This is a genomic window from Stenotrophomonas forensis, assembly GCF_028752115.1.
Lineage (GTDB): Bacteria > Pseudomonadota > Gammaproteobacteria > Xanthomonadales > Xanthomonadaceae > Stenotrophomonas > Stenotrophomonas forensis.
This window is the reverse complement of record NZ_CP082270.1, coordinates 2,124,779-2,143,755: the sequence shown is the minus strand read 5'-3', so window position 1 is coordinate 2,143,755 and position 18,977 is coordinate 2,124,779. Positions and strand designations below refer to the sequence as shown.

The 18,977-nt window shown below is 67.1% G+C and carries 21 protein-coding genes and 1 tRNA gene; 14 read left to right on the top strand and 8 right to left on the bottom strand.

Translation table 11 applies throughout. From position 1 onward, the window contains the following. Positions 1 to 244: 244 nt before the first annotated feature. Positions 245 to 406 (bottom strand): hypothetical protein, encoded by a 162-nt coding sequence (locus tag K5L94_RS10225; RefSeq protein ID WP_274512533.1) that lies wholly within the window; start codon positions 404 to 406, stop codon positions 245 to 247. A gap of 103 nt (positions 407 to 509) precedes the next feature. Beyond that, positions 510 to 737 (bottom strand): hypothetical protein, encoded by a 228-nt coding sequence (locus K5L94_RS10220; RefSeq protein ID WP_180878160.1) that lies wholly within the window; start codon positions 735 to 737, stop codon positions 510 to 512. Between the two features lie 92 nt (positions 738 to 829). On the opposite strand from K5L94_RS10220, the gene K5L94_RS10215 reads away from it, so the two are divergent. After that, positions 830 to 1,069 (top strand): tyrosine-type recombinase/integrase, encoded by a 240-nt coding sequence (locus K5L94_RS10215; RefSeq protein ID WP_285303993.1) that lies wholly within the window; start codon positions 830 to 832, stop codon positions 1,067 to 1,069. Positions 1,070 to 1,162: 93 nt separating this feature from the next. Here K5L94_RS10215 and K5L94_RS10210 read toward each other — a convergent pair. Continuing rightward, positions 1,163 to 1,239 (bottom strand) — tRNA-Arg (locus K5L94_RS10210). 184 nt (positions 1,240 to 1,423) lie between these two features. Between K5L94_RS10210 and amaB the strand changes: the two genes are divergently transcribed. The 7 genes from amaB (at position 1,424) to K5L94_RS10175 (ending at position 8,077) form a co-directional block, all read left to right on the top strand. Further along, positions 1,424 to 2,956, top strand: a complete 1,533-nt coding sequence (gene amaB / locus K5L94_RS10205) for an L-piperidine-6-carboxylate dehydrogenase (protein ID WP_049457223.1) — start codon at positions 1,424 to 1,426, stop codon at positions 2,954 to 2,956. After that, positions 2,956 to 3,759, top strand: coding sequence for an SDR family NAD(P)-dependent oxidoreductase (locus K5L94_RS10200; RefSeq protein ID WP_274512532.1), 804 nt, complete (start codon positions 2,956 to 2,958; stop codon positions 3,757 to 3,759). The genes amaB and K5L94_RS10200 overlap by 1 nt, the downstream gene beginning before the upstream one ends. A gap of 203 nt (positions 3,760 to 3,962) precedes the next feature. Then, complete coding sequence (locus K5L94_RS10195) at positions 3,963 to 4,247, top strand: DUF4190 domain-containing protein (RefSeq protein WP_053449569.1); 285 nt, start codon at positions 3,963 to 3,965, stop codon at positions 4,245 to 4,247. Positions 4,248 to 4,252: 5 nt separating this feature from the next. Beyond that, positions 4,253 to 5,023, top strand: coding sequence for a class I SAM-dependent methyltransferase (locus K5L94_RS10190; RefSeq protein ID WP_053449568.1), 771 nt, complete (start codon positions 4,253 to 4,255; stop codon positions 5,021 to 5,023). 8 nt (positions 5,024 to 5,031) lie between these two features. Beyond that, positions 5,032 to 6,087 (top strand): quinone-dependent dihydroorotate dehydrogenase, encoded by a 1,056-nt coding sequence (locus K5L94_RS10185; protein WP_053449567.1) that lies wholly within the window; start codon positions 5,032 to 5,034, stop codon positions 6,085 to 6,087. 8 nt (positions 6,088 to 6,095) lie between these two features. Continuing rightward, positions 6,096 to 7,157, top strand: a complete 1,062-nt coding sequence (gene murB, locus K5L94_RS10180) for a UDP-N-acetylmuramate dehydrogenase (RefSeq protein ID WP_053449566.1) — start codon at positions 6,096 to 6,098, stop codon at positions 7,155 to 7,157. A gap of 32 nt (positions 7,158 to 7,189) precedes the next feature. After that, positions 7,190 to 8,077 carry a DMT family transporter gene (locus tag K5L94_RS10175; protein ID WP_274512625.1) on the top strand — a complete coding sequence of 296 codons (888 nt, stop codon included), beginning with the start codon at positions 7,190 to 7,192 and terminating at the stop codon, positions 8,075 to 8,077. Between the two features lie 76 nt (positions 8,078 to 8,153). Here K5L94_RS10175 and K5L94_RS10170 read toward each other — a convergent pair whose 3' ends face one another. The 4 genes from K5L94_RS10170 to K5L94_RS10155 all read right to left on the bottom strand — a co-directional run bounded on the left by K5L94_RS10170 (position 8,154) and on the right by K5L94_RS10155 (position 11,734). Continuing rightward, positions 8,154 to 9,158 carry an aminoglycoside phosphotransferase family protein gene (locus K5L94_RS10170; protein ID WP_053449564.1) on the bottom strand — a complete coding sequence of 335 codons (1,005 nt, stop codon included), beginning with the start codon at positions 9,156 to 9,158 and terminating at the stop codon, positions 8,154 to 8,156. Positions 9,159 to 9,256: 98 nt separating this feature from the next. Further along, the gene (locus tag K5L94_RS10165; RefSeq protein ID WP_053449563.1) at positions 9,257 to 10,291 is read right to left on the bottom strand and encodes a heparan-alpha-glucosaminide N-acetyltransferase domain-containing protein; all 1,035 of its coding nucleotides are present in this window, start codon (positions 10,289 to 10,291) and stop codon (positions 9,257 to 9,259) included. Beyond that, complete coding sequence (locus K5L94_RS10160; protein ID WP_053449562.1) at positions 10,288 to 10,878, bottom strand: TetR/AcrR family transcriptional regulator; 591 nt, start codon at positions 10,876 to 10,878, stop codon at positions 10,288 to 10,290. Before K5L94_RS10160 ends, K5L94_RS10165 begins: the two co-directional genes overlap by 4 nt. A gap of 82 nt (positions 10,879 to 10,960) precedes the next feature. Further along, a complete protein-coding gene (locus tag K5L94_RS10155; protein ID WP_238581887.1) occupies positions 10,961 to 11,734 on the bottom strand; it encodes an APH(3')-II family aminoglycoside O-phosphotransferase in 774 nt (257 codons plus the stop codon). 214 nt (positions 11,735 to 11,948) lie between these two features. Between K5L94_RS10155 and K5L94_RS10150 the strand changes: the two genes are divergently transcribed. Next, a complete protein-coding gene (locus tag K5L94_RS10150; RefSeq protein WP_053449561.1) occupies positions 11,949 to 12,665 on the top strand; it encodes an SDR family NAD(P)-dependent oxidoreductase in 717 nt (238 codons plus the stop codon). A 96-nt stretch (positions 12,666 to 12,761) separates the two neighbouring features. After that, the gene (locus K5L94_RS10145) at positions 12,762 to 14,708 is read left to right on the top strand and encodes an EAL domain-containing protein (RefSeq protein WP_053449560.1); all 1,947 of its coding nucleotides are present in this window, start codon (positions 12,762 to 12,764) and stop codon (positions 14,706 to 14,708) included. Here the strand turns inward: K5L94_RS10145 and K5L94_RS10140 are convergent. Beyond that, on the bottom strand, positions 14,705 to 15,316 hold the full coding sequence (locus K5L94_RS10140; RefSeq protein WP_053449559.1) for a TetR/AcrR family transcriptional regulator: 612 nt from the start codon (positions 15,314 to 15,316) through the stop codon (positions 14,705 to 14,707). The two genes, K5L94_RS10145 and K5L94_RS10140, sit on opposite strands and share 4 nt — an antisense overlap. Positions 15,317 to 15,420: 104 nt before the next feature. Here K5L94_RS10140 and K5L94_RS10135 point away from each other — a divergent pair, with 104 nt between their 5' ends. From K5L94_RS10135 to K5L94_RS10120, 4 genes are all read left to right on the top strand, one after another. Further along, entirely contained in the window at positions 15,421 to 16,497 is a 1,077-nt protein-coding gene (locus K5L94_RS10135; protein ID WP_164086034.1) for an MBL fold metallo-hydrolase, read from the top strand. 223 nt (positions 16,498 to 16,720) lie between these two features. Next, entirely contained in the window at positions 16,721 to 17,464 is a 744-nt protein-coding gene (locus K5L94_RS10130) for an SDR family oxidoreductase (RefSeq protein ID WP_053449557.1), read from the top strand. A gap of 16 nt (positions 17,465 to 17,480) precedes the next feature. Continuing rightward, positions 17,481 to 17,978, top strand: coding sequence for a DUF1097 domain-containing protein (locus tag K5L94_RS10125; RefSeq protein ID WP_049457237.1), 498 nt, complete (start codon positions 17,481 to 17,483; stop codon positions 17,976 to 17,978). A 23-nt stretch (positions 17,979 to 18,001) separates the two neighbouring features. Beyond that, positions 18,002 to 18,895 carry an SDR family oxidoreductase gene (locus K5L94_RS10120; RefSeq protein WP_053449556.1) on the top strand — a complete coding sequence of 298 codons (894 nt, stop codon included), beginning with the start codon at positions 18,002 to 18,004 and terminating at the stop codon, positions 18,893 to 18,895. The last annotated feature ends 82 nt before the right edge of the window (positions 18,896 to 18,977 follow it).

Sequence of the window (18,977 nt, the reverse complement as noted above, 5' to 3'; positions counted from 1 at the left end):
CGGCCCTGACTCACCGCTCCCGAAACTCCCTAAGGGCTCACAAGAGCTCTAGCGTCCGAAAGCCCTCCCGACCGAGCCCCAGCGGGCGGTGACCCATCCACCGCCCGCCGACGGCTACGTGGCCCCACCATCCCCCAGCGGCGCTGTAACCACCGCTGCGGGCGAGGTCGCCGCCTTCCAGATCGCCTTGTACTGATACAGACTCTGCGCCAGGTGCCAGCGCGCCAGCAGTGCCGCGTGTGCCTCATGCGGCAGCCTGGCCCATGTCCGCGCTGACCTGAATCATGTTCGTTGCGGTCAGGGTTCCGACGATAAAACGCGCGCCGTCAAAGCCAATGCCATTGATCCTTCCCGTGCTGATGTATGCCACGGAAGGGTGGGCCATCGTGTCCGTATTGACCTTCATTGCAGGCGTAGTGGTGACGGGCCTCATCACGGACAGCGATGGGCTGACCGCGCTGCCCGGCCGGCGCCATCGGGCGACACCACTCTGTGGGGTCGGAATGACCCTAGGGTGCTTCGAAGTCCAGGCCCGGCCGCCCGCCCTGGCAGGCTGGGCATTTGCGCAGGTGTATGTCGCTACCATTCGCGCCATAGGTCTCCCCGCAGGGCTTGCAGTGCAGGACATAGATGGACTGCCCGTGGTCCGTGCCAGGGAGGCCGGTGGCGCGGATGTTCTCCTGCTTGTTCCGGTTGATGAAGCCGATCTTGGTGGTGCCTTTGTCGACCCTAGCCATGGATTCGCTCCCTGAGATCTGCCGGCAGTGTAGTCGTACACGCAACGCCCACGAGTGGCGGCTGGGCGCTTCGCCGCCTACCCGATCCGCTGGTGGCCGTGCACAGGGACACGCTCTCCGATTGGTTCACCTCGGATGCCAAGCGTGCGGGAATCGGTGGCAGCCTCCACCGGCTACGGCACACCTTCTGCGCCCACATGGTGATCGCCGGGGTTCCGTTGCGAAGGGTGCAGATTCTGGCCGGGCACGCTGATTACGCCACGACTGAGAAGTTCTACGCCCACCTAACGCCTGAAGGCGACGATGGCGCAGTCGCGAAGCTCAAGTACTGAGCGGGACCATTGGGACCACTGGGACCAAATCCTGTGGATATGCGGGAAACAGTGGGAATTGCTCACCACTGAGCCCGCCTAAGCTATTGATTCTGGTGACCCCGGCCCGATTCGAACGGGCGACCTTCCCCTTAGGAGGGGGACGCTCTATCCAGCTGAGCTACGGGGCCATGCAGCCTGGAAGTTTACAGGCAACACGCCCTGCCCTCCAAGCATTCATGTTCCACCCAGCTGCGCTGGCGCGTTGCACCATGGCCGCATGGGCCGCTCTGCTACCATCGGCGATTCAGTTCATCGCGTCCCCCCACCTGCCCGCGATGGCACCAAACAACGTAACGAAACACAGGAGTCTGCATGTCTTCCGAGCTGCTCAAGTCCCTTGGCCTGGACGCGATCAACGCTGGCACGTACCTGGGCAACGGGGAATGGTCGAGCGCGACCAGCGGTGAGCTGATCACCCCGGTCAACCCGACCACCGGCGAGCCGATCGCGCAGGTCCGCGCCACCACCGAGGCCGAGTACGACACCGTCGTCGCCCGTGCCCAGGAAGCCTTCAAGATCTGGCGCACCACCCCGGCGCCGCGCCGCGGCGAAGCCGTGCGCCTGTGCGGCGAAGCGCTGCGCAAGCACAAGGATGCCCTCGGTTCGCTGGTGGCCCTGGAAATGGGCAAGAGCAAGCCGGAAGGCGATGGCGAAGTGCAGGAGATGATCGACATCGCCGATTTCGCCGTCGGCCAGAGCCGCATGCTGTACGGCTACACCATGCATTCCGAGCGCCCCGGCCACCGCATGTACGAGCAGTACCACCCGCTGGGCCTGGTCGGCATCATCTCGGCCTTCAACTTCCCGGTTGCGGTGTGGAGCTGGAATTCGTTCCTGGCCGCCATCTGTGGCGACGTGTGCATCTGGAAGCCGTCCAACAAGACCCCGCTGACCGCCATCGCCTCGCTGAAGATCTGCAACGACGCGCTGCGCGAGGCCGGCTTCCCGGACATCTTCTTCCTGATCAACGATGCCGGTACCGCGCTGTCGGAAAAGATGGTCGATGACCGTCGCGTGCCGCTGATCAGCTTCACCGGCTCGACCCAGGTCGGCCGCACCGTCAACGAGAAGGTGGCGCGCCGCCTTGGCCGCTGCCTGCTGGAGCTGGGCGGCAACAACGCCATCATCCTGGACGAAACCGCCGACCTGAAGCTGGCCGTGCCGGGCATCGTGTTCGGTGCGGTCGGTACCGCCGGCCAGCGCTGCACCACTACCCGCCGCCTGATCGTGCACCGCTCGATCTACGCCGACGTACTGGCCACGCTGGTGAAGGCCTACAAGCAGGTGGAAGGCAAGATCGGCGACCCGACCGACGCCGCCAACCTGATGGGCCCGTTGAACAGTGACGGCGCCGTGCAGCAGTTCCTCGATGCCATCGCCCAGGCCAAGGCCGCCGGCGGCACCATCGAAACCGGTGGCACCCGCATCGACCGCGCCGGCAACTTCGTCCTGCCGGCGATTGTCTCCGGCCTGAAGAACAGCGACGCCGTGGTCCAGCATGAGACCTTCGCGCCGATCCTGTACGTGATGCCGTACGACAGCCTCGACGAAGCCATCGATATGCAGAACGGCGTGCCGCAGGGCCTGTCGTCCTCGATCTTCACCACCAACCTGAAGACCGCCGAGAAGTTCCTGTCGGCCGCCGGCAGCGACTGCGGCATCGCCAACATCAACATCGGCACGTCCGGTGCGGAAATCGGTGGCGCCTTCGGTGGCGAGAAGGACACCGGCGGTGGCCGCGAGTCCGGCTCGGATGCGTGGAAGGTCTACATGCGCCGCCAGACCAACACCATCAACTATTCGGATTCGCTGCCGCTGGCCCAGGGCATCAAGTTCGACCTGTGATGGACAACGCCGCACCCACGGCACCGGATCGGATCCCCAGCGGGGCTCCGATCCTTGATTACAGCGGCCGCCGCGTGCTGATCGCTGGCGGCAGCAAGGGCATCGGTCGTGAAATGGCGCTGGCGTTTGCCGGCGCCGGTGCGCAGGTTTCGGTCTGCGCCCGCGGCCAGTCCGGCCTGGACGTGCTGCGCGCCGATGCAACCGCACAGGGCGTCGTGCTGCACGCGTTCGCCGCCGACCTGGCTGACACCGGTCAGATCCAGGGCTGGCTGCAGGCCGCCGCCGACGCACTCGGTGGCATCGACGTGCTGGTCAACAATGCCACCGGTTACGGCATGGCCGACGACGAGGACGGATGGGCGGCCAGCCTGCAGGTGGACCTGATGGCGGCGGTGCGGGCCTCGCGGCTGGCCTTGCCGTGGCTGCGCATGTCCGACGACGCCTGCATCCTCAATCTGTCTTCGATTGCCGCGCAGCAGCCGCGCCCCGGTGGCGCGCCCTATGCTGCGGCCAAGGCTGCGCTCTCGCACTACACCACCTCGCAGGCGTTGGCGCTGGTCAAGGACCGGATCCGGGTCAATGCCATCGCGCCCGGCTCGATCGAGTTCGACGACGGCCTGTGGGACCGCCGCCGCAGCGAAGATCCCGCGCTGTACCACGGCACCCTGGCGAAGATTCCGTTCGGCCGCTTCGGCCATCCGCGCGAGATCGCCGATGCCGCGCTGTTCCTGTGCTCGCCACTGGCACGCTGGATCACCGGCAGCGTGCTCAACGTGGATGGCGGCCAGGTGCTGATGGGCTGACACCGGCATCCCGGTAGCTGCCAACCTTGGTTGGCATGCCTTTCGTCGACCAAGGTCGACGCCTACCTGGCTGGAATGCCTTTCGTCGACCAAGGTCGACTTCTGCCGTAGCGGCCAACCTTGGTTGGCGCCCTTGGATTCACCGGGCATGGGATTGCCCGGGCATAGGCACTATCATGTGCACACTGCCAAGGAGGACCCCGATGAGCGTGGCACCCCGACAGACAAGCGCCCTGGCCGTGGTCAGCCTGGTCATGGGCATCGCCAGCTGGACCGTCCTGCCCTTCGTGGCCAGCATCGTCGCCATCGTCACCGGCCACATGGCCCGCGCCGAAATCCGCCGCCGCCCGCTTGAACTTGAAGGTGACGGCCTGGCCGTCACCGGGCTGGTGCTGGGCTGGGTGATGGTCGGCGCGGTGATCGCCGCGATCCTGGTCTTCATCCTGTTCTTCGGCGGCCTGGCCTGGCTCGCCGCTGTATCGAGCTGACCGCCATGACCGCCTCCGACAGCACTGAACGCTTCAGCAGCCGCGTCGCCGACTACGTCCGCTACCGGCCCGATTACCCGCCCGCGCTGCTGCAATGGCTGCACGGCCCGATGGGCGTCAGCCATCAGGCGCTGGTGGCCGACATCGGCGCCGGCACCGGCATCTCCAGCCGCCTGTTCCTGGCCACCGGCCATCCGGTGGTTGCCGTTGAGCCGAATGCGGCCATGCGCGGCGCCGCCGAAGCATGGCTGGCACCGCAGTATCCGCAGTTCCGTGCGGTCGACGGCCGCGCCGAAGCGACCGGCCTGGACGATGCCAGCATCGATCTGGTGAGCGTCGCGCAGGCCTTCCACTGGTTCGACACCGTGGCGGTGCGCGCCGAGTGGCAGCGCATCCTGCGCCCGGGCGGCCAGGCACTGATCTACTGGAACTCGCGCCTGCTTGACGCCAGCCCGTTCCTGGTCGGCTACGAGCAGCTGCTGCTGGACTACGGCACCGACTACAGCGCGGTGGCCGAACGCTACCAGGACGACGCCACCATGCAGGCCTGGTTCGGCACTGGGCTGCGCGGCATGGTGCAGCTGCCGAACGTGCAGTACCTGGACCTGGACGCCCTGCGCGGTCGCCTGTTGTCTTCTTCCTACGCACCGCAACCCGGTCATCCGCGCCACGCGCCGATGATCGATGCCCTGCAGGACCTGTTCGCCGCCCACGCGGTCGACGGCCAGGTCGCTTTTGAATATCAAACCCGAGCCTTCCTCGGCACGCTGGACTGAACCGACGCATGTATTCGCTTGCCCGCCCCTTCCTGTTCTCGCTCGACGCCGAGCGCGCCCACGGCCTCGGCCTGTCCGCACTGGACCTGGCCTATCGCATCGGCACCACGCCGCTGCTGGCCGCCCGCATCGCGCCGATGCCGAGCACCGTGTTCGGGCTGACCTTCCCCAATCCGGTTGGCCTGGCCGCCGGCCTGGACAAGAACGGCGAGCACATCGATGCGCTGTTCGCACTCGGCTTCGGCTTCGTCGAGATCGGCACCATCACCCCGCGCCCGCAGGCCGGCAATCCACAGCCGCGCCTGTTCCGCCTGCCGGAACACAACGCGATCATCAACCGCATGGGCTTCAACAATGCGGGCGTGGATGCGCTGGTGCGCAACGTCGAGCGCGCGCGCAACCGCCGTGGCCTGCTCGGCATCAACATCGGCAAGAACAAGGACACCCCCAACGAACAGGCCGTGGATGACTACATCGCCTGCCTGGACAAGGTGTACCCGTTGGCGGACTACATCACCGTCAACATCTCCTCGCCCAACACCGCCGGCCTGCGTGAACTGCAGGAGGAAACCGCGCTGCGCCAGCTGGTCAGCCAGCTGCGCGACCGCCAGGAGGCACTGGCCGCACAGCACGGCCGCCGCGTGCCGATGCTGGTGAAGGTGGCGCCGGACCTGAGCGAGCGTGACATCGATGCCGCTGCGCGCGTGCTGGGCGAACTGAAGGTGGACGGCGTGATCGCCACCAACACCACCGTCGACCACAGCAAGGTGGCCGGCGACCCGTTGGCCAACGAAGCCGGCGGCCTGTCCGGCGCACCGGTGCTGGAGCAGTCCACGCTGGTGCTGCGCCGCCTGCGCGCGCGCCTGCCCGAGTCGGTACCGCTGGTCGGTGTCGGCGGCATCCTGTCCGGCGCCGATGCAGTGGCCAAGATGGCCGCCGGTGCCGCGCTGGTGCAGTGCTACAGCGGCCTGATCTTCCGCGGCCCGGCGCTGGTCTCCGAGTGCGTGGAGGCGATCCGTCGCCGCCGCGAAGCGCCCAGCCGTGGCGCGGTGGCGCCGCTGTGAGCGCGCCCATGGACACCACCGACGGCGCCGCACCGCTGCGCTGGACGCTCACCCGCAATGCGCCGCTGCAGGCGCTGAACACCTTCCACGTGCAGGCCAGCGCCGCACAGCTGCTGGAACTGCACGATCCCGCACTGCTACCGGACGTGCTGGCGCTGCCCGAGGTAGCCAACGGCCCGCTGCTGGTGCTGGGCAGCGGCAGCAACGTGCTGATCGCCGAAGACCTGCCCGGCACCGTGCTGGTGTTCGGCAACCGTGACATCAGTTTCCTTGAACACCGCGCCGACCACGCGGTGATCCGCGCCGGTGCCGGCGTGCCCTGGCACGGCCTGGTCATGTGGTCACTGCAGGAAGGCCTGTCCGGGCTGGAGAACCTGGCGCTGATTCCAGGCACCGCTGGTGCCGCGCCGATCCAGAACATCGGCGCCTATGGCGCGCAGGTCGGAGAATTCATCCAGGCCGTCGAAGCCTGGGACTGCCACGACCAGGCCTGGGTGCGGCTGGACAACGAGCAGTGTGGTTTCGCTTACCGCGACAGCGTCTTCAAGCAGCAGATGGACCGCTACCTGATCACCTCCATCGAGCTGAAGCTGCCGCTGCTGCATGACCTGCGCATGGACTACGCCGGCATCCGCGAGGAACTGCAGGCGCAGGGCGTGGAACTGCCCGGCGCGGTGGACGTGGCCAATGCAGTGATCGCGATCCGCCGCCGCAAGCTGCCCGACCCCGACGTGCTCGGCAACGCTGGCAGCTTCTTCAAGAATCCGGTGTTGCCGCTGGAACAGGTCGACGTACTGCTGCAGCATTTCCCGGATCTGCCGGTGTTCCCGTCCGACCAGGAAGGCAAGCGCAAGGTCTCGGCCGCCTGGATGATCGAATCCTGTGGCTGGAAGGGTTTCCGCGAGGGCGATGCCGGGGTGGCACCGAGCCATGCGCTGGTACTGGTCAACCACGGCAACGCCACTGGCGCTGAACTGCTGGCATTGGCACGCCGCATCTCGGCCTCGGTGCTGGAGAAATTCGGCGTGCCGATCGAACCGGAGCCCCGCCTGCTCGGCGCACAGTGGTGAACACCCCCACCCTCTCCCCAGGCGCCACCCCGATGCGGGCGGCGCTGCTGATGCTCGGCAGCACGATGGCGTTCGGCCTGATGGCGGTGGCGATCCGCTATGCCACCCGCTACGTGCCGACCCAGGAAGTGGCCTTCTTCCGCAACGCCTTCGGCCTGCTCGCACTGTTGCCGATGCTGCTGCGCCCGGGCCACGCGCCGCTGAAAACCCAGCAGTTGCCGCGTTATTTCCTGCGCAGCGCGATCGGCCTGGGCTCGATGCTGTGCGCCTTCTGGGCGCTGGGCCATCTGCCGCTGGCGCAGGCGGTCTCCCTGTCCTACTCCACCCCGCTGTTCGTCACGATTGCGGCGGTACTGTGGTTGGGCGAAACCATGCGCGTGCGTCGCTGGGCAGCGGTGGTGGTCGGCTTCATCGGCGTGCTGGTGATCGTGCGACCGGGTACCGCTGGCTTCACCGCCGGCAGCCTGGTAGCGGTGGCCGCCGCCCTGCTCAGTTCGCTGGTGGCGATCCAGATCAAGCAGCTCACCCGCGTCGACAGCGCCGACACCGTGGTGCTCTACACCTACGTGTTCTGGGTGCCGCTGTCGCTGGTCCCGGCCCTGTTCGTCTGGGTCTGGCCGACCGGCACCGCCTGGCTGTGGCTGCTGGCCACCGGCGTGCTGGGCACCATCGGCCAGCTGTTGTGGACACGCGCGTTGCGCCTGGGCGAAGTCTCGGCACTGACCCCGATCAGCTTCCTGCAACTTCCGCTGGTGACGCTGTTCGGCTGGCTGCTGTTCAACGAAAGCGTGGACCGCTGGACCATCACCGGTGCCGGCATCATCCTTGCCGCCAACGCCTACATCGCCCATCGCGAAGCCGTGCTGTCACGCCGCGCCGCCAGTGCCGCCGCCTCCGCCGCAGCCAAACCGGCCGAGTAGGTCCCCCTGTAGAGTCGAGCCATGCTCGACTCATCGCGCGCAGCGCGAAGCCTCATCAATGACGGGTGACGTGCGTTTACAGCGCCCGATACGCCCGCTCCGCCGCATCGAACACATTGCCCGGAGCAAACTGCTCCCCCAGGTAATGCAGCGACTGCCGGCGCAGCTGCGGCGAACGCTCCTCGCCATCACTGCCCAGCAGGACCTGCTGGAACTCGATCAGGTCCTGCAGGATGCGCCAGTGCCGGTACCACGCGATCCAGCGCGGATCGCCCAGGTCGTTGCCATAGCCTGCTGCGAAATCCAGCGGATTCTCGCGACCCCAACGCCCACCCACGGCGCCACCGATGAACATCAGGTCGCGCTCGCGTGGCGCCAGCGACAGGCCATCCCAATCGATCAGATGCAGGCCGCCATCGTTCCCCATCAGTAGATTGCCGGCATGCAGGTCGGTGTGGCACAGGTGCAGATCGACCGGCGCATCCTTCAATGCAGCGTGCAGCTCCAGCGCGCTCGCATGCAGCGCCGCGATGCGCGCATGCTGCTGATCCCAGACCGAAGCGAATGCGCGGCCCAGCCCATCCTGCGCTACCGCCAGCCCTTCACCCACCAGCCACTGTCCCACCGTTTCCAGTGCGGCGGTTTCCAGCCGCACGATGGGCAACGCCTGCTGCAGCTCCGCTGGCAGCTGCGCCGCGTGCAGGCGTCGCAGCACGTCGCCCAACCGCTTCCACTGCGTGCGGCTCAGCGCCGCCTCGAAGCCGGACTGCCCTTCGATGTAGGGGAACAAGGTGAACTGCAACCCCCAGCGCTGCACCGACGCACCTCCCGTCAACGCTGGCCAGGGCGCGACGATCTCCTCGATCCCCAGCGTGCCGCGCAGCCAGTGCAGGCTGTCCCAGACTGCAGGATCGACCTGGTAGGTGCGGCACTTCAACCACCATTGCCCGCGCCGCGCATCGACGCGATACACGCTGGCGCTGGCATCGGCGCCCACCGGGCGCGGCACCACTGCGTTCGCCGTGATGGCATAGGACTGCTGCAGGACTTCGCCGAGATGCTGCGCCGAAGCGAATGACATGGATGCAAACGGAAAGTATTACCTGTCGCTACTATCGCAGATGCGTTCGCTACGACACAGACATGTCCGTCACAACATCGTGCGTCACGACCCAAGGGCTAGCCCGCGATGCGCCGCATCGCCATTTCCAGAGGGCCGCGCGCGAACTGCCATGACCACAGCCACGCCGCCCCGGTCGCCAGCAGCAGGAATAGCAGCGCCCACAGCAGCACCGAGGCGAGCGAGGCACGGCCATCCAGCAGGCCCAGGCTTTCCAGCGTGCCCATGCCCAGCAGGATATGCCCGACGTACAGGGTCAGGGTCATTCGCCCGGCCGTGGTGAACGGTGCCAACCACTCACCCGGGCGTAGGCGCGCCAGCCACAGGCAGGCCGCGATGACACTGCAGGCCGCTCCCGCACCCGTCAGCACATAGGCCGGTCCCGGCGGCATCGGCTGCGTTCCCAGCCACGGCTGCCAGGGCGTTCCCTGCGCCAGCTGCTGCACGCCATGCCCGGCCCCGATCAGCAGCAGGCCCAGCACCAGCAGTGCGCGCTGCACCCGAGGCTGCGACAACGGCAGGCGCGCCAACAGCATGCCCAGCAGGAAGAAGCACAGCCACGGCAGCAACGGATGGAAGCCGTTGAACAACAGGTTGCGCGCCATGCCGGGCCACTGCCACAGGCCGGCATACTCCAGCGTCTGCCAGTTCCAGCCTTCGCTGTAGTCCCACTGCAGCAGCGCCCAGAACGAACCGGCGGCCAGGCCGACGATGCTGGCCAGCAACAGCCGTGGCGACGCACGCAGCCACAGCACCGACAGTGCGAAGTACACCGCGTAGTAGTGCAGGATATCGGCTGGGAACAGTGTCAGATTGAGCAGCCCCAGCACCAGCAGGAACAGTGCGCGTCGCCAGGTCTGCACGCTGGCCGACCACCATCCCTGCCGCTGCGTGGCCAGCACCAGGCCCAGCCCGGCCAGCGTAACGAAAGTGGCCGAGGCCTTGCCTTCCAGCAGGTGGAAGAAGCCTGCCAACCCACCCGTACCCTCTGCGGGCACGGCCATCGCCAGGCGGAAGTTGACCAGCACCATGCCGGCCAGCGCGAGGTAGCGTGCCAGATCCAGGCCGTGCAGGCGCCGGTCATCGGCGCTCATGCACGTGATCCCAGCAGCCGTGCCAGCAGTTCGAGGTCCAGCGCAGCTTCCTCCACGCTGCCGGCTTCACCCAGGCCCTGGCGCAGCGCATCGCTTTCGATGGCATCCAGCAACACCTGCGCCTGCAATGCCGGGGCCAGCGCAGGGCGCCGCCGCTCGCGCCGCGCAATGCCCTGCAGCGCATCGCCCAACACCTGTTGAAGCTGCCTGCGGTTGGCCGCGAAGGCCTCGGCGACGGCAGGGTTGCGTGCGCTCTCGGCCAGCACCTCGACCGCGAGCGTTGCCCACTCCGGTTGCCGGCACAACGCGTGGAAGTCCTGCAGGAATGCCAGCACCTGCGCGCGCTCGCCGTCGGCCGCCGCCAGCCGCTGCAGCATCGGAGCCAGTTCCTCGCTTTCGGCCACGGCCACCGCAAGGATGATCGCCTCCTTGCCCGGGAAGTGGTTGTAGAGATTGCCCAGGCTGACACCGGCCGCCTGCGCGATGTCGCGCATGCTGGTCTGGTGGAACCCCTTGGCGAGGAAGCACTGCAGGGCCGCCTGCAGGATCAGGGTCACGCGCTGCTCATTGCGGTCGATTCGGCTCATGGCGCAAATAGTGAACGAACGTTCGTCCATTTCATAGTGCGCGCGAAGCCACCGGCAGGCCGGCGTTCAGCCCCCGCTCGCTTCAGAAGAACTCGTCGAGCAACCGATAGAACGCCAGACGCCGCTCATCGGCGATCACGCCGTAACGCTGGAACAGCGGTGCCACCCAGCGCGTGTTACCAAAATTGTGCACGAGGCTGCGCGCGGCCAATGCCAGGTCCTGGTAGCGGTCGGCCACGCCCAAGCGTCCGCAATCGATGAAACCGCTGAAGCGGTCGTCGGCCACCATCAGGTTGGGCAGGCAGGCATCGCCATGGCAGACCACCCGGTCTTCATACGCCGGCCGGCTCGCGCAAAGCTCGACAAAGACCTGTTGCGCGCTCTGGCCCAGGCGTTCGTCGTCGAAGTCGTCGGCGTCGACCACACCGGCTTCGACGCGTGCCTGCGCGGCATGGAGGCGCGATGCCAACCGCTGGTCGAACGGACAAGTCGCCACGGGCAAGGCATGCAGTCCACGCAATGCGTCGGCCAACACCGCCACCACCTGTTGCGGTGGCAGATCCACTGACGTGGCCAGGTCGCGGCCCGGCAGCGCACTCATCAGCAACCAACGCCGACCCGCCTCTTCGGCAGTGGCCATCACCGTCGGTGCGGGCTGGCCCTGTGCCTGCAACCAGCGCAGGCGCGCGATCTCATCACCCAGTTCGCTGAAGGCATCGATCACTTCCGATTTCAGGAACGCATCGGCCTGCCCGGGCCGATGCACGCGGGCAACATCCGCGCGTGAGACACCTATCGACTGCCGCTCAAAACGCGCGCCGGCCAGGTCCTGCTGCCACGCCTGCGGCAGCGGCATCTCGGCAGGAGTGGATCCGGTTTCGTCCATGCGCATGCGCAGGTCCAGCGTCGGTCGGTGACGATGGCGATTGTCGCGCACTTCCGGCAGCTGCGTCGCCGCGCTGAACCAGGCCCATACGCCAACGCGTGGTTCGATGGACGAATCACTGCTAGCCGTCCACAGTGGCCGGCGCCGCGACGGTCGCTGCAACTCCCGCATACAAGGAAGCAACATGAAGTTGATGGTCATCGGCGCCAGCAGGGGCCTCGGTCGGGCATTCGTCGAAGGCCTGTGCGGCCCGGGCGACACCGTCGTCGGCGTCTCGCGCGGTCGCCCACGCGACCTCGCCTGTCCCGAAGGCGTCGAGCTGCAATGGATCGAAGCGGACCTGTCGCGGCCAACCGACGCTGCCGACCACATCGCAGCACAGGCACCGGCCGATATCGATGTGCTGATCCACAACCTGGGCATCTGGGAAGACAAGGCCTTCAGCGACGAGTACGCCTTTCTCGATGAAAGCGATGCCGCGCTCGCGCAGCTGGTCGACGTCAACATCACCGCCACCCTGATGCTGCTGCAGCGCCTGTTGCCCCGTGTATTGAATGCAGCACGGCCACAGCTGGTGCTGACCGGTTCGACCTCGGCACTGCCGCGCAGCGGCCGCCCGGAAGTGGCCTTCGGCGCTTCGAAGTTCGCGCTCAACGGCATCGCCGATGCGCTGCGCGAAGGCTTCCGCGAGCGTCGCCTGGCGGTCACCAGCCTGCAGCTGGGCTATCTCAATACCGACGATGCACTGTCGGTACCGGTGGCTGACGCCGCAGCGCGCGGCGAAGGCGGGCTGGTGCCCGTGCACGACGTGGTGACCATGGTGCGTGCACTGCTGCAGCTGTCACCCTCAGGCTTCGTGCGCGAGCTGGTGCTACCGGCCATCGCCGACCCGCGCTACTGACTACGGCGGCCAGCGCAGGGAGGCGTCGGTGGCCGCGCGCGCGGCCGTGGTTTACCCTGCTCCTCACTGGCCGTCGGTCACAGGCGGGAACCTGCTATGGATGCGCTTTCACGGGTTACGGCCCAGGTCCTGGACAGTGCCCTGCCCAGCCTGCCGCTGTACCTGCTGCAGGCCACCGCCGTCATCGGCATGATCGGCGTGCTGCTGATCGCCACCCGCCGCGCCGGCCATGCCATCGAAGGGCGCCGCCTGTATGTGGGCGTGGCGCTGGGCCTGATCTACCTGTTCAACTCCTGGTTCGTGGCCCGCTATACCCAGGGCGTGGTCAAGCTCCACCTCGGCTTCGACATCCTGCTGGTCAGCGGCCTGCTCGGTGGCTGGCGCGGTGGGCTGGCCTGCCTGGCCGCCAGCCTGCTGGCCCGCTACCAGTTCTCCGGCACCCAGTTCTTCCTGCCCGCGGCCCTTGAATCCCTGCTGCAGATGCTGGCCGGCATCTGGCTGCGCAGGCGCCTGCACCCGCGCATGCTCAACGAACTCTCGCTGCCCATGATCCTGCAGGCCTGGGGCGTGCGCATCGGCGTGACCGCGCTGGGCCTGGCCCTCGGCGTGGCGATCATCGGCGCCGATCAGCTGCCGGTAACAGAACTGGCGATCCAGCGCCTGCTGGCACTGCCCGTGTCGCTGTTGATGCTGGGCGCCGTATTCGCACTGGTCTACAACGATGCGCAGATCGATGCCCAGCGCCAGCGCGAGCAGGCCTGGCTGCGCATCGACCCGATCAGCGGCCTGCCCAACATGCGCGCGCTCGGCGAACGCCTGCAGCACTATTGGCGCGACAACGACGGCATCGGTCATGCCTGCCTGATCGTCGCCGAGATGGGCAACCTGCGTGACCTGCGGCTGCGTTATGGGCCGCTGCAGGATAACGGACTGTGGCGGCGCGACAGCGGCGACGATGTGCACCGCCTGCTGCCATCACTGCCTGCGGACAGGCTGGAGATCTACCAGTTCGGTGATGCCGCGCTGGCGATCCTGGTCCAGGGCCTGTCGTTGCCGGAACTGCGCACGCAGCCCCGCATCACCGAACTGGCGTCCGGGCTGGCCGAGCGCATCAGCGAGGAGTGGCCAGGCTTCCGGCCGCTGGTCCGCTGCGCGGTGGTCGAACTGAAGCCGCCCGGAGACGCCGACGACGGGCACCTGCCCTTCCGCGCGATCACCCTGGCGTTGAGCGCGATCGAGTCGGGCGTCGTGTTCTTCGACGATCCGGTCCAGCGTGACAGCGAGATCGACGTGCTGATCGAAGGTGCACTGGAACGCTGGCTCCGCCACGGCGACGCGCCGTTGTGCTACCAGCCCAAGCATCGCCTGCAGGACCGGCGCCTGGTCGGTGCCGAAGCGTTGTTGCGCATGCGCGACGGCGAGGGCCGGATGATCACGCCGATGCGGGTGATCTCGCTGCTGCGCCGGCAGGGCCGCCTGGCCGACCTGGAATGGGCCACGCTGCAGTCGGCCATCCACTTCCTGCAGCAGTGCCGGGGTGAGGGCCTGCAGCTGACCGTGGCGGTCAATGTCTCCGCCGAGTCGCTGCGCCTGCCCGGTTTCGGCCTGCGCCTGCAGGAACTGCTGCAGCTGCATGATGTGCCCGGGACGATGCTGCGCCTGGAAATCGTCGAGTGGACCGAGATCGTCGAGCGCGATGTGGTCGATGCCAACATCGCGCAATTGCTGGCGGCCGGGGTGACCCTGTCACTGGACGATTTCGGTGCGGGCTACTCGACCCTGATTTTGCTCTCGCAGCTGGCCATCGCCGAGGTCAAGATCGAGCAGGCGTTGATCGCCACGCTGTCCGATGCCAAGTCACAGTCGATCGTGCGCTTCATCGTCGAAGTCGCGCATCGCTGCGGCGCGATCGTGGTAGCCGAAGGCACCGAGACCCTGGCACAGGAACAGCAACTGCGCGCACTGGGCGTGGATGTCGGCCAGGGCTATCTGTATTCGGCAGCGCTACCGGCGGACGAATTCCGTCGTTTCGCCGCCAGCTAGATCGCGTAGTAGCCCAGGAACATCGCCACCGCCGACTCGGCCACGCGCGCGCGCTCCTCGGCGTTCAACGGTGCCTGCCCCATCGTTACCTGCGGCCAGAACGCAAAGCTCTTCACCAGGCCGTGCAGCTGGTGCCCGGCAAATTCCGGATCGACCGCACGCAGGCGCCCATCGGCAATCGCCGCACGGATCCATGCACTCTCGCCGCTTTCCTTCTCGCCCATGCGGCAGACGATCGCCTGCGCGCGCTCCGGCGAATGGATGATCTCGGCCATCGCCACCCGCGCCAGATCGATGAAGTTGGCGTCGCTGAGCAGCTCCAGCTTCTGCCCCACAAGCTGCAGCAGCTGTGCCGGCAGCGGCTGGTCGGCGCGGTACGGCAGCGTGTCGCTGGCCACGCTGCGCTCCCACAGCTCCTCCAGGATCATCGAGAACAACGCTTCCTTGCTGGGGAAGTGGTTGTAGACGGTGCGTTTGGAGACCCCGGCCGCTTCGGCGATGCGGTCCATGCTGGTGGCCTCGTACCCCGATGCACGGAACTCCTCCACCGCCGCGCGCACGATGGCGTCGCGTTTGCGGTCGGTCAGGCGTTGCGGGGCACGTGGCATGGCGGGGACCAGTCAGCTGAACGGATGCGCACATTTTACACCGAGCAGTGTACTTTTGAAAAACACGAAACTACACTGTGCAGTGTACCCAGCGGACGTCACCCATGAAGCGCCTGCTCCTTGTCCTTTTGCTTGGAATCCTCGCCGTGACCGCCTACACCTTCTGCAAGTCCTGGTCCCTCCCCGACTTCCCCGATTCGCCGCAGTACCGCGACGGCAAGTTCCGCAACGCCCTGCCGCGGCCGGCAATGGGCCTGCGCGACGGCGCGGAGATCTGGTGGACGTTCCTGTTCAACAAGCCCAAGGGCACGGTGCCGGCGCACCCCATTCCGGTGCTGCCGCTGGACCGCGCCCGCCTCGACGCCGCGCCCGACCGCAGCCTGTTCCGGCTGGGTCACTCGACGATCCTGCTGAAGCTGCGCGGCCAGTACTGGCTGACCGACCCGGTGTTCTCCGAACGCGCCTCCCCGGTGCAGTGGATGGGCCCGGCGCGCTTCCACGCACCCCCGATCAGCATCGACGAACTGCCGCCGATCGCCGGCGTGATCCTCTCGCACAACCACTACGACCATCTCGACCACGCCGCGGTGATGCAGCTGGCCGGCAAGACCGCGCGTTTCATTGCGCCGCTGGGGGTGGGCGACCAGCTCATCGCCTGGGGCGTGGATCCCGCCAAGGTGGAACAGCTGGACTGGTGGCAGTCGACCGAAGCCAGCGGCCTGCGCCTGACCGCCACCCCGGGCCAGCACTTTTCCGGCCGTGGGCTGGGCGACAGCGATCGCAGCCTGTGGGCGTCGTGGGTGATCCAGGATGGTGACTTCCGCATCTTCTTCAGTGGCGACACCGGCTACTTCGATGGCTTCAAGGCCATCGGCGAGAAGTACGGCCCGTTCGACCTCACCATGATCGAAACCGGCGCGTATGACCCGCGCTGGGCGTTCGTGCACATGCAACCGGAACAGACCCTGCAGGCGCACCTGGACCTGCGCGGCAAGTGGCTGCTGCCCATCCACAACGGAACCTTCGACCTGGCCCTGCATGCCTGGCAGCAACCGTTCGAGCGCATCACCGCCCTGGCGAAGGCAAACAGCGTGCCGGTCGCCACGCCGATGATGGGCGAAGCGCTGGACATGCAGGCGCCGAACGCCGGCACGCGCTGGTGGGAGCAGGTGCAGTTGTAGCCAGCGATCGCGCCCTGCCTGGAACCCTCTGCCGCACCCGCCTCGCGCGGGTGTTGCAGCAGGCACAGCCGCCCCTGGCGGCCCGGACGGGGACCTGCAGCGGGTCGGCGACCTGATTGTTCGGCTGCCCGGATGATATTGCCGGATCAAGGGGGATTATCCGCCCCGCAATCACGTCCAGGATGACCGTGCGCCATGTGGGTGCGCCTTCCTGGATCTGAACATGAACATCGCTTCCTCAACCCCCGTTGCCCTTGTCACCGGCGGCTCGCGCGGCATCGGTGCCGCCATCTCCCGCCGCCTGGCCGCCGATGGCTTTGCGGTGGCCATCAACTACGCTGGCCGCCACCAAGAAGCCGAAGCACTGGCCACCGAGTTGATGGCCAAGGGGGGCCAGGCCATCGCGCTTCAGGCCGATGTCGCCAACCCGCAGTCCGTGCAGTCCCTGTTCGATGCGATCGAGGCACGCTTCGGCGGTGTCGATGTGGTCGTGAACAGTGCCGGGGTACTGGAACTCGCTTCGCTGGCCGAGAGCGAAGACACCCTGTTCGACCGCCTCATCGCCATCAACCTGAAGGGCGCATTCAATGTGCTGCGCGAGAGCGCACGACGGGTTCGCGATGGCGGCCGCATCGTCACCCTGTCCACCAGCGTGGTCGGATTCAAGCTCGAGCGTTATGGCGTCTATGCCGCAAGCAAGGCGGCGGTGGAAACCATGAGCGCGATCCTCAGCAAGGAACTGCGCGGCCGCGGCATCACCGTGAACGCCGTCGCACCGGGCCCGACCGCCACGAGCCTGTTCCTGGAAGGCAAGTCAGCCGAACTGATCGACCGGCTTGCAAAGATGAGCCCGCTTGAACGCCTCGGCACCCCGGATGACATCGCCGCGGCTGTGGCCTTCCTGGCCGGTGCCGACGGCGGGTGGATCAACGGTCAGGTTCTGCGTGCCAACGGCGGCGCGGTCTGAACCAAGGAGAGACGCCATGAATCCGATCCCTGTTTCCCGCAGTGCCTACGCCCTCGTCACCGTGACCGCGGCGCTCACCGCGGCCTTCGCCGCAGCCGGAGCGCTGCATGCCGGCTGGCCGGTGTGGACGATGTTCATCGGTTGGATTGCCTTTTTCACGCGACTGCAGGGCACGCGCTCCACGATCGAAAACCTGGCCTGCGTCTGGTTCGGGCTGGGCATCGGCGCATTGGCAACACTTGCAGTGGGCCTGCTCTCTCCCTCACTGGGTCCCTCGCTGGCCGTGCCCGTCGTTGTACTGGTCGTAGCGCTGTGCGTGGTCGCCCTGCGTGGCCTGCCGGTATTGAACAACCTGCTGGGGTACTTCCTCGGACTGGTCAGCTGGTTCGCGGCCCACCTTGAGCCCTCGCTGGCCCATCTCTCCGAACTGGCCGCGGCCAGCGCCCTCGGTTCACTGGCCGCCTGGACCGCGCACACCGTGCCGCAGCGCCTGTTGGCCCGCGCCCGGCCATGACCCTTTCTTCTTCCGGAGCTCCCATGTCACACACTATCCTCATCACCGGCGCATCCTCCGGCTTCGGCCTGATGACCGCCAAGGCACTGGCCCTTGCCGGCCACGTCGTCTACGCCTCGATGCGCGAAACACGCGGGCGCAATGCAACCCGCGTGGCCGACATCGCACAGTGGGCAGACGCGCATCACGCCGACCTTCGTAGCGTCGAACTGGACGTACAGTCGGACGCGTCCAGCCAGGCGGCGGTCGAACAGGTGCTGGCCGACGCAGGCGCGCTCGACGTCATCGTGCATAACGCCGGGCACATGGTGTTCGGACCGGCTGAAGCATTCACCCCGGAACAGCTGATGCAGCAGTACGACGTCAATGTGCTGGGCACACAGCGGGTGAACCGCGCCGCGCTTCCGCACCTGCGCCGCCGTGGCAACGGCCTGCTCGTCTGGATCGGCTCGTCCTCCACACGCGGTGGCACTCCTCCGTTCCTTGCGCCCTACTTCGCCGCCAAGGCCGCAATGGATGCACTGGCCGTGTCCTATTCAACCGAACTGTCGCGGTGGGGCATCGAGACCACCATCATGGTGCCGGGTGCATTCACCAAGGGCACCAACCATTTCCTGCATTCGGGTACGCCCGCCGACAGCGCCATCGCGGCCGACTATGAGAACGGTCCCTACGCCGGTGTCGCCGACCAGGCACTGAAGGGCCTGGCAGGGTTGGAGCCTGCAGATGCCGATCCCGAGGAGGTCGCGCGGCAGATCGTGCGGGTGGTGGGCCTGCCACACGGACATCGGCCGTTCCGGGTACATGTAGACCCCTCACAGGACGGCGCCGAAGTGGTCAATGCCGTTGCCGATCGCATGCGACGCGAAATGTACGCCTCCATCGGTCTTGCAGACCTGCTCTCGCCACGAGGCTGAGCCGGGAAAATCAATGCACCTGCGGGGCGCCTTCGGGCGCCCTTTCTGCAGGACCCCAACGCGCGGGTGACAGCGCTGATCC

Excerpts from the sequence above, each read along its gene's own strand:
- K5L94_RS10225 (WP_274512533.1), bottom strand. The coding sequence starts at position 406 with ATGAAGGTCAATACGGACACGATGGCCCACCCTTCCGTGGCATACATC.
- K5L94_RS10220 (WP_180878160.1), bottom strand. The coding sequence starts at position 737 with ATGGCTAGGGTCGACAAAGGCACCACCAAGATCGGCTTCATCAACCGG.
- amaB (WP_049457223.1), top strand. The coding sequence starts at position 1,424 with ATGTCTTCCGAGCTGCTCAAGTCCCTTGGCCTGGACGCGATCAACGCT.
- K5L94_RS10200 (WP_274512532.1), top strand. The coding sequence starts at position 2,956 with ATGGACAACGCCGCACCCACGGCACCGGATCGGATCCCCAGCGGGGCT.
- K5L94_RS10195 (WP_053449569.1), top strand. The coding sequence starts at position 3,963 with ATGAGCGTGGCACCCCGACAGACAAGCGCCCTGGCCGTGGTCAGCCTG.
- K5L94_RS10190 (WP_053449568.1), top strand. The coding sequence starts at position 4,253 with ATGACCGCCTCCGACAGCACTGAACGCTTCAGCAGCCGCGTCGCCGAC.
- K5L94_RS10185 (WP_053449567.1), top strand. The coding sequence starts at position 5,032 with ATGTATTCGCTTGCCCGCCCCTTCCTGTTCTCGCTCGACGCCGAGCGC.
- murB (WP_053449566.1), top strand. The coding sequence starts at position 6,096 with ATGGACACCACCGACGGCGCCGCACCGCTGCGCTGGACGCTCACCCGC.
- K5L94_RS10175 (WP_274512625.1), top strand. The coding sequence starts at position 7,190 with ATGCGGGCGGCGCTGCTGATGCTCGGCAGCACGATGGCGTTCGGCCTG.
- K5L94_RS10170 (WP_053449564.1), bottom strand. The coding sequence starts at position 9,158 with ATGTCATTCGCTTCGGCGCAGCATCTCGGCGAAGTCCTGCAGCAGTCC.
- K5L94_RS10165 (WP_053449563.1), bottom strand. The coding sequence starts at position 10,291 with ATGAGCGCCGATGACCGGCGCCTGCACGGCCTGGATCTGGCACGCTAC.
- K5L94_RS10160 (WP_053449562.1), bottom strand. The coding sequence starts at position 10,878 with ATGAGCCGAATCGACCGCAATGAGCAGCGCGTGACCCTGATCCTGCAG.
- K5L94_RS10155 (WP_238581887.1), bottom strand. The coding sequence starts at position 11,734 with ATGCCGCTGCCGCAGGCGTGGCAGCAGGACCTGGCCGGCGCGCGTTTT.
- K5L94_RS10150 (WP_053449561.1), top strand. The coding sequence starts at position 11,949 with ATGAAGTTGATGGTCATCGGCGCCAGCAGGGGCCTCGGTCGGGCATTC.
- K5L94_RS10145 (WP_053449560.1), top strand. The coding sequence starts at position 12,762 with ATGGATGCGCTTTCACGGGTTACGGCCCAGGTCCTGGACAGTGCCCTG.
- K5L94_RS10140 (WP_053449559.1), bottom strand. The coding sequence starts at position 15,316 with ATGCCACGTGCCCCGCAACGCCTGACCGACCGCAAACGCGACGCCATC.
- K5L94_RS10135 (WP_164086034.1), top strand. The coding sequence starts at position 15,421 with ATGAAGCGCCTGCTCCTTGTCCTTTTGCTTGGAATCCTCGCCGTGACC.
- K5L94_RS10130 (WP_053449557.1), top strand. The coding sequence starts at position 16,721 with ATGAACATCGCTTCCTCAACCCCCGTTGCCCTTGTCACCGGCGGCTCG.
- K5L94_RS10125 (WP_049457237.1), top strand. The coding sequence starts at position 17,481 with ATGAATCCGATCCCTGTTTCCCGCAGTGCCTACGCCCTCGTCACCGTG.
- K5L94_RS10120 (WP_053449556.1), top strand. The coding sequence starts at position 18,002 with ATGTCACACACTATCCTCATCACCGGCGCATCCTCCGGCTTCGGCCTG.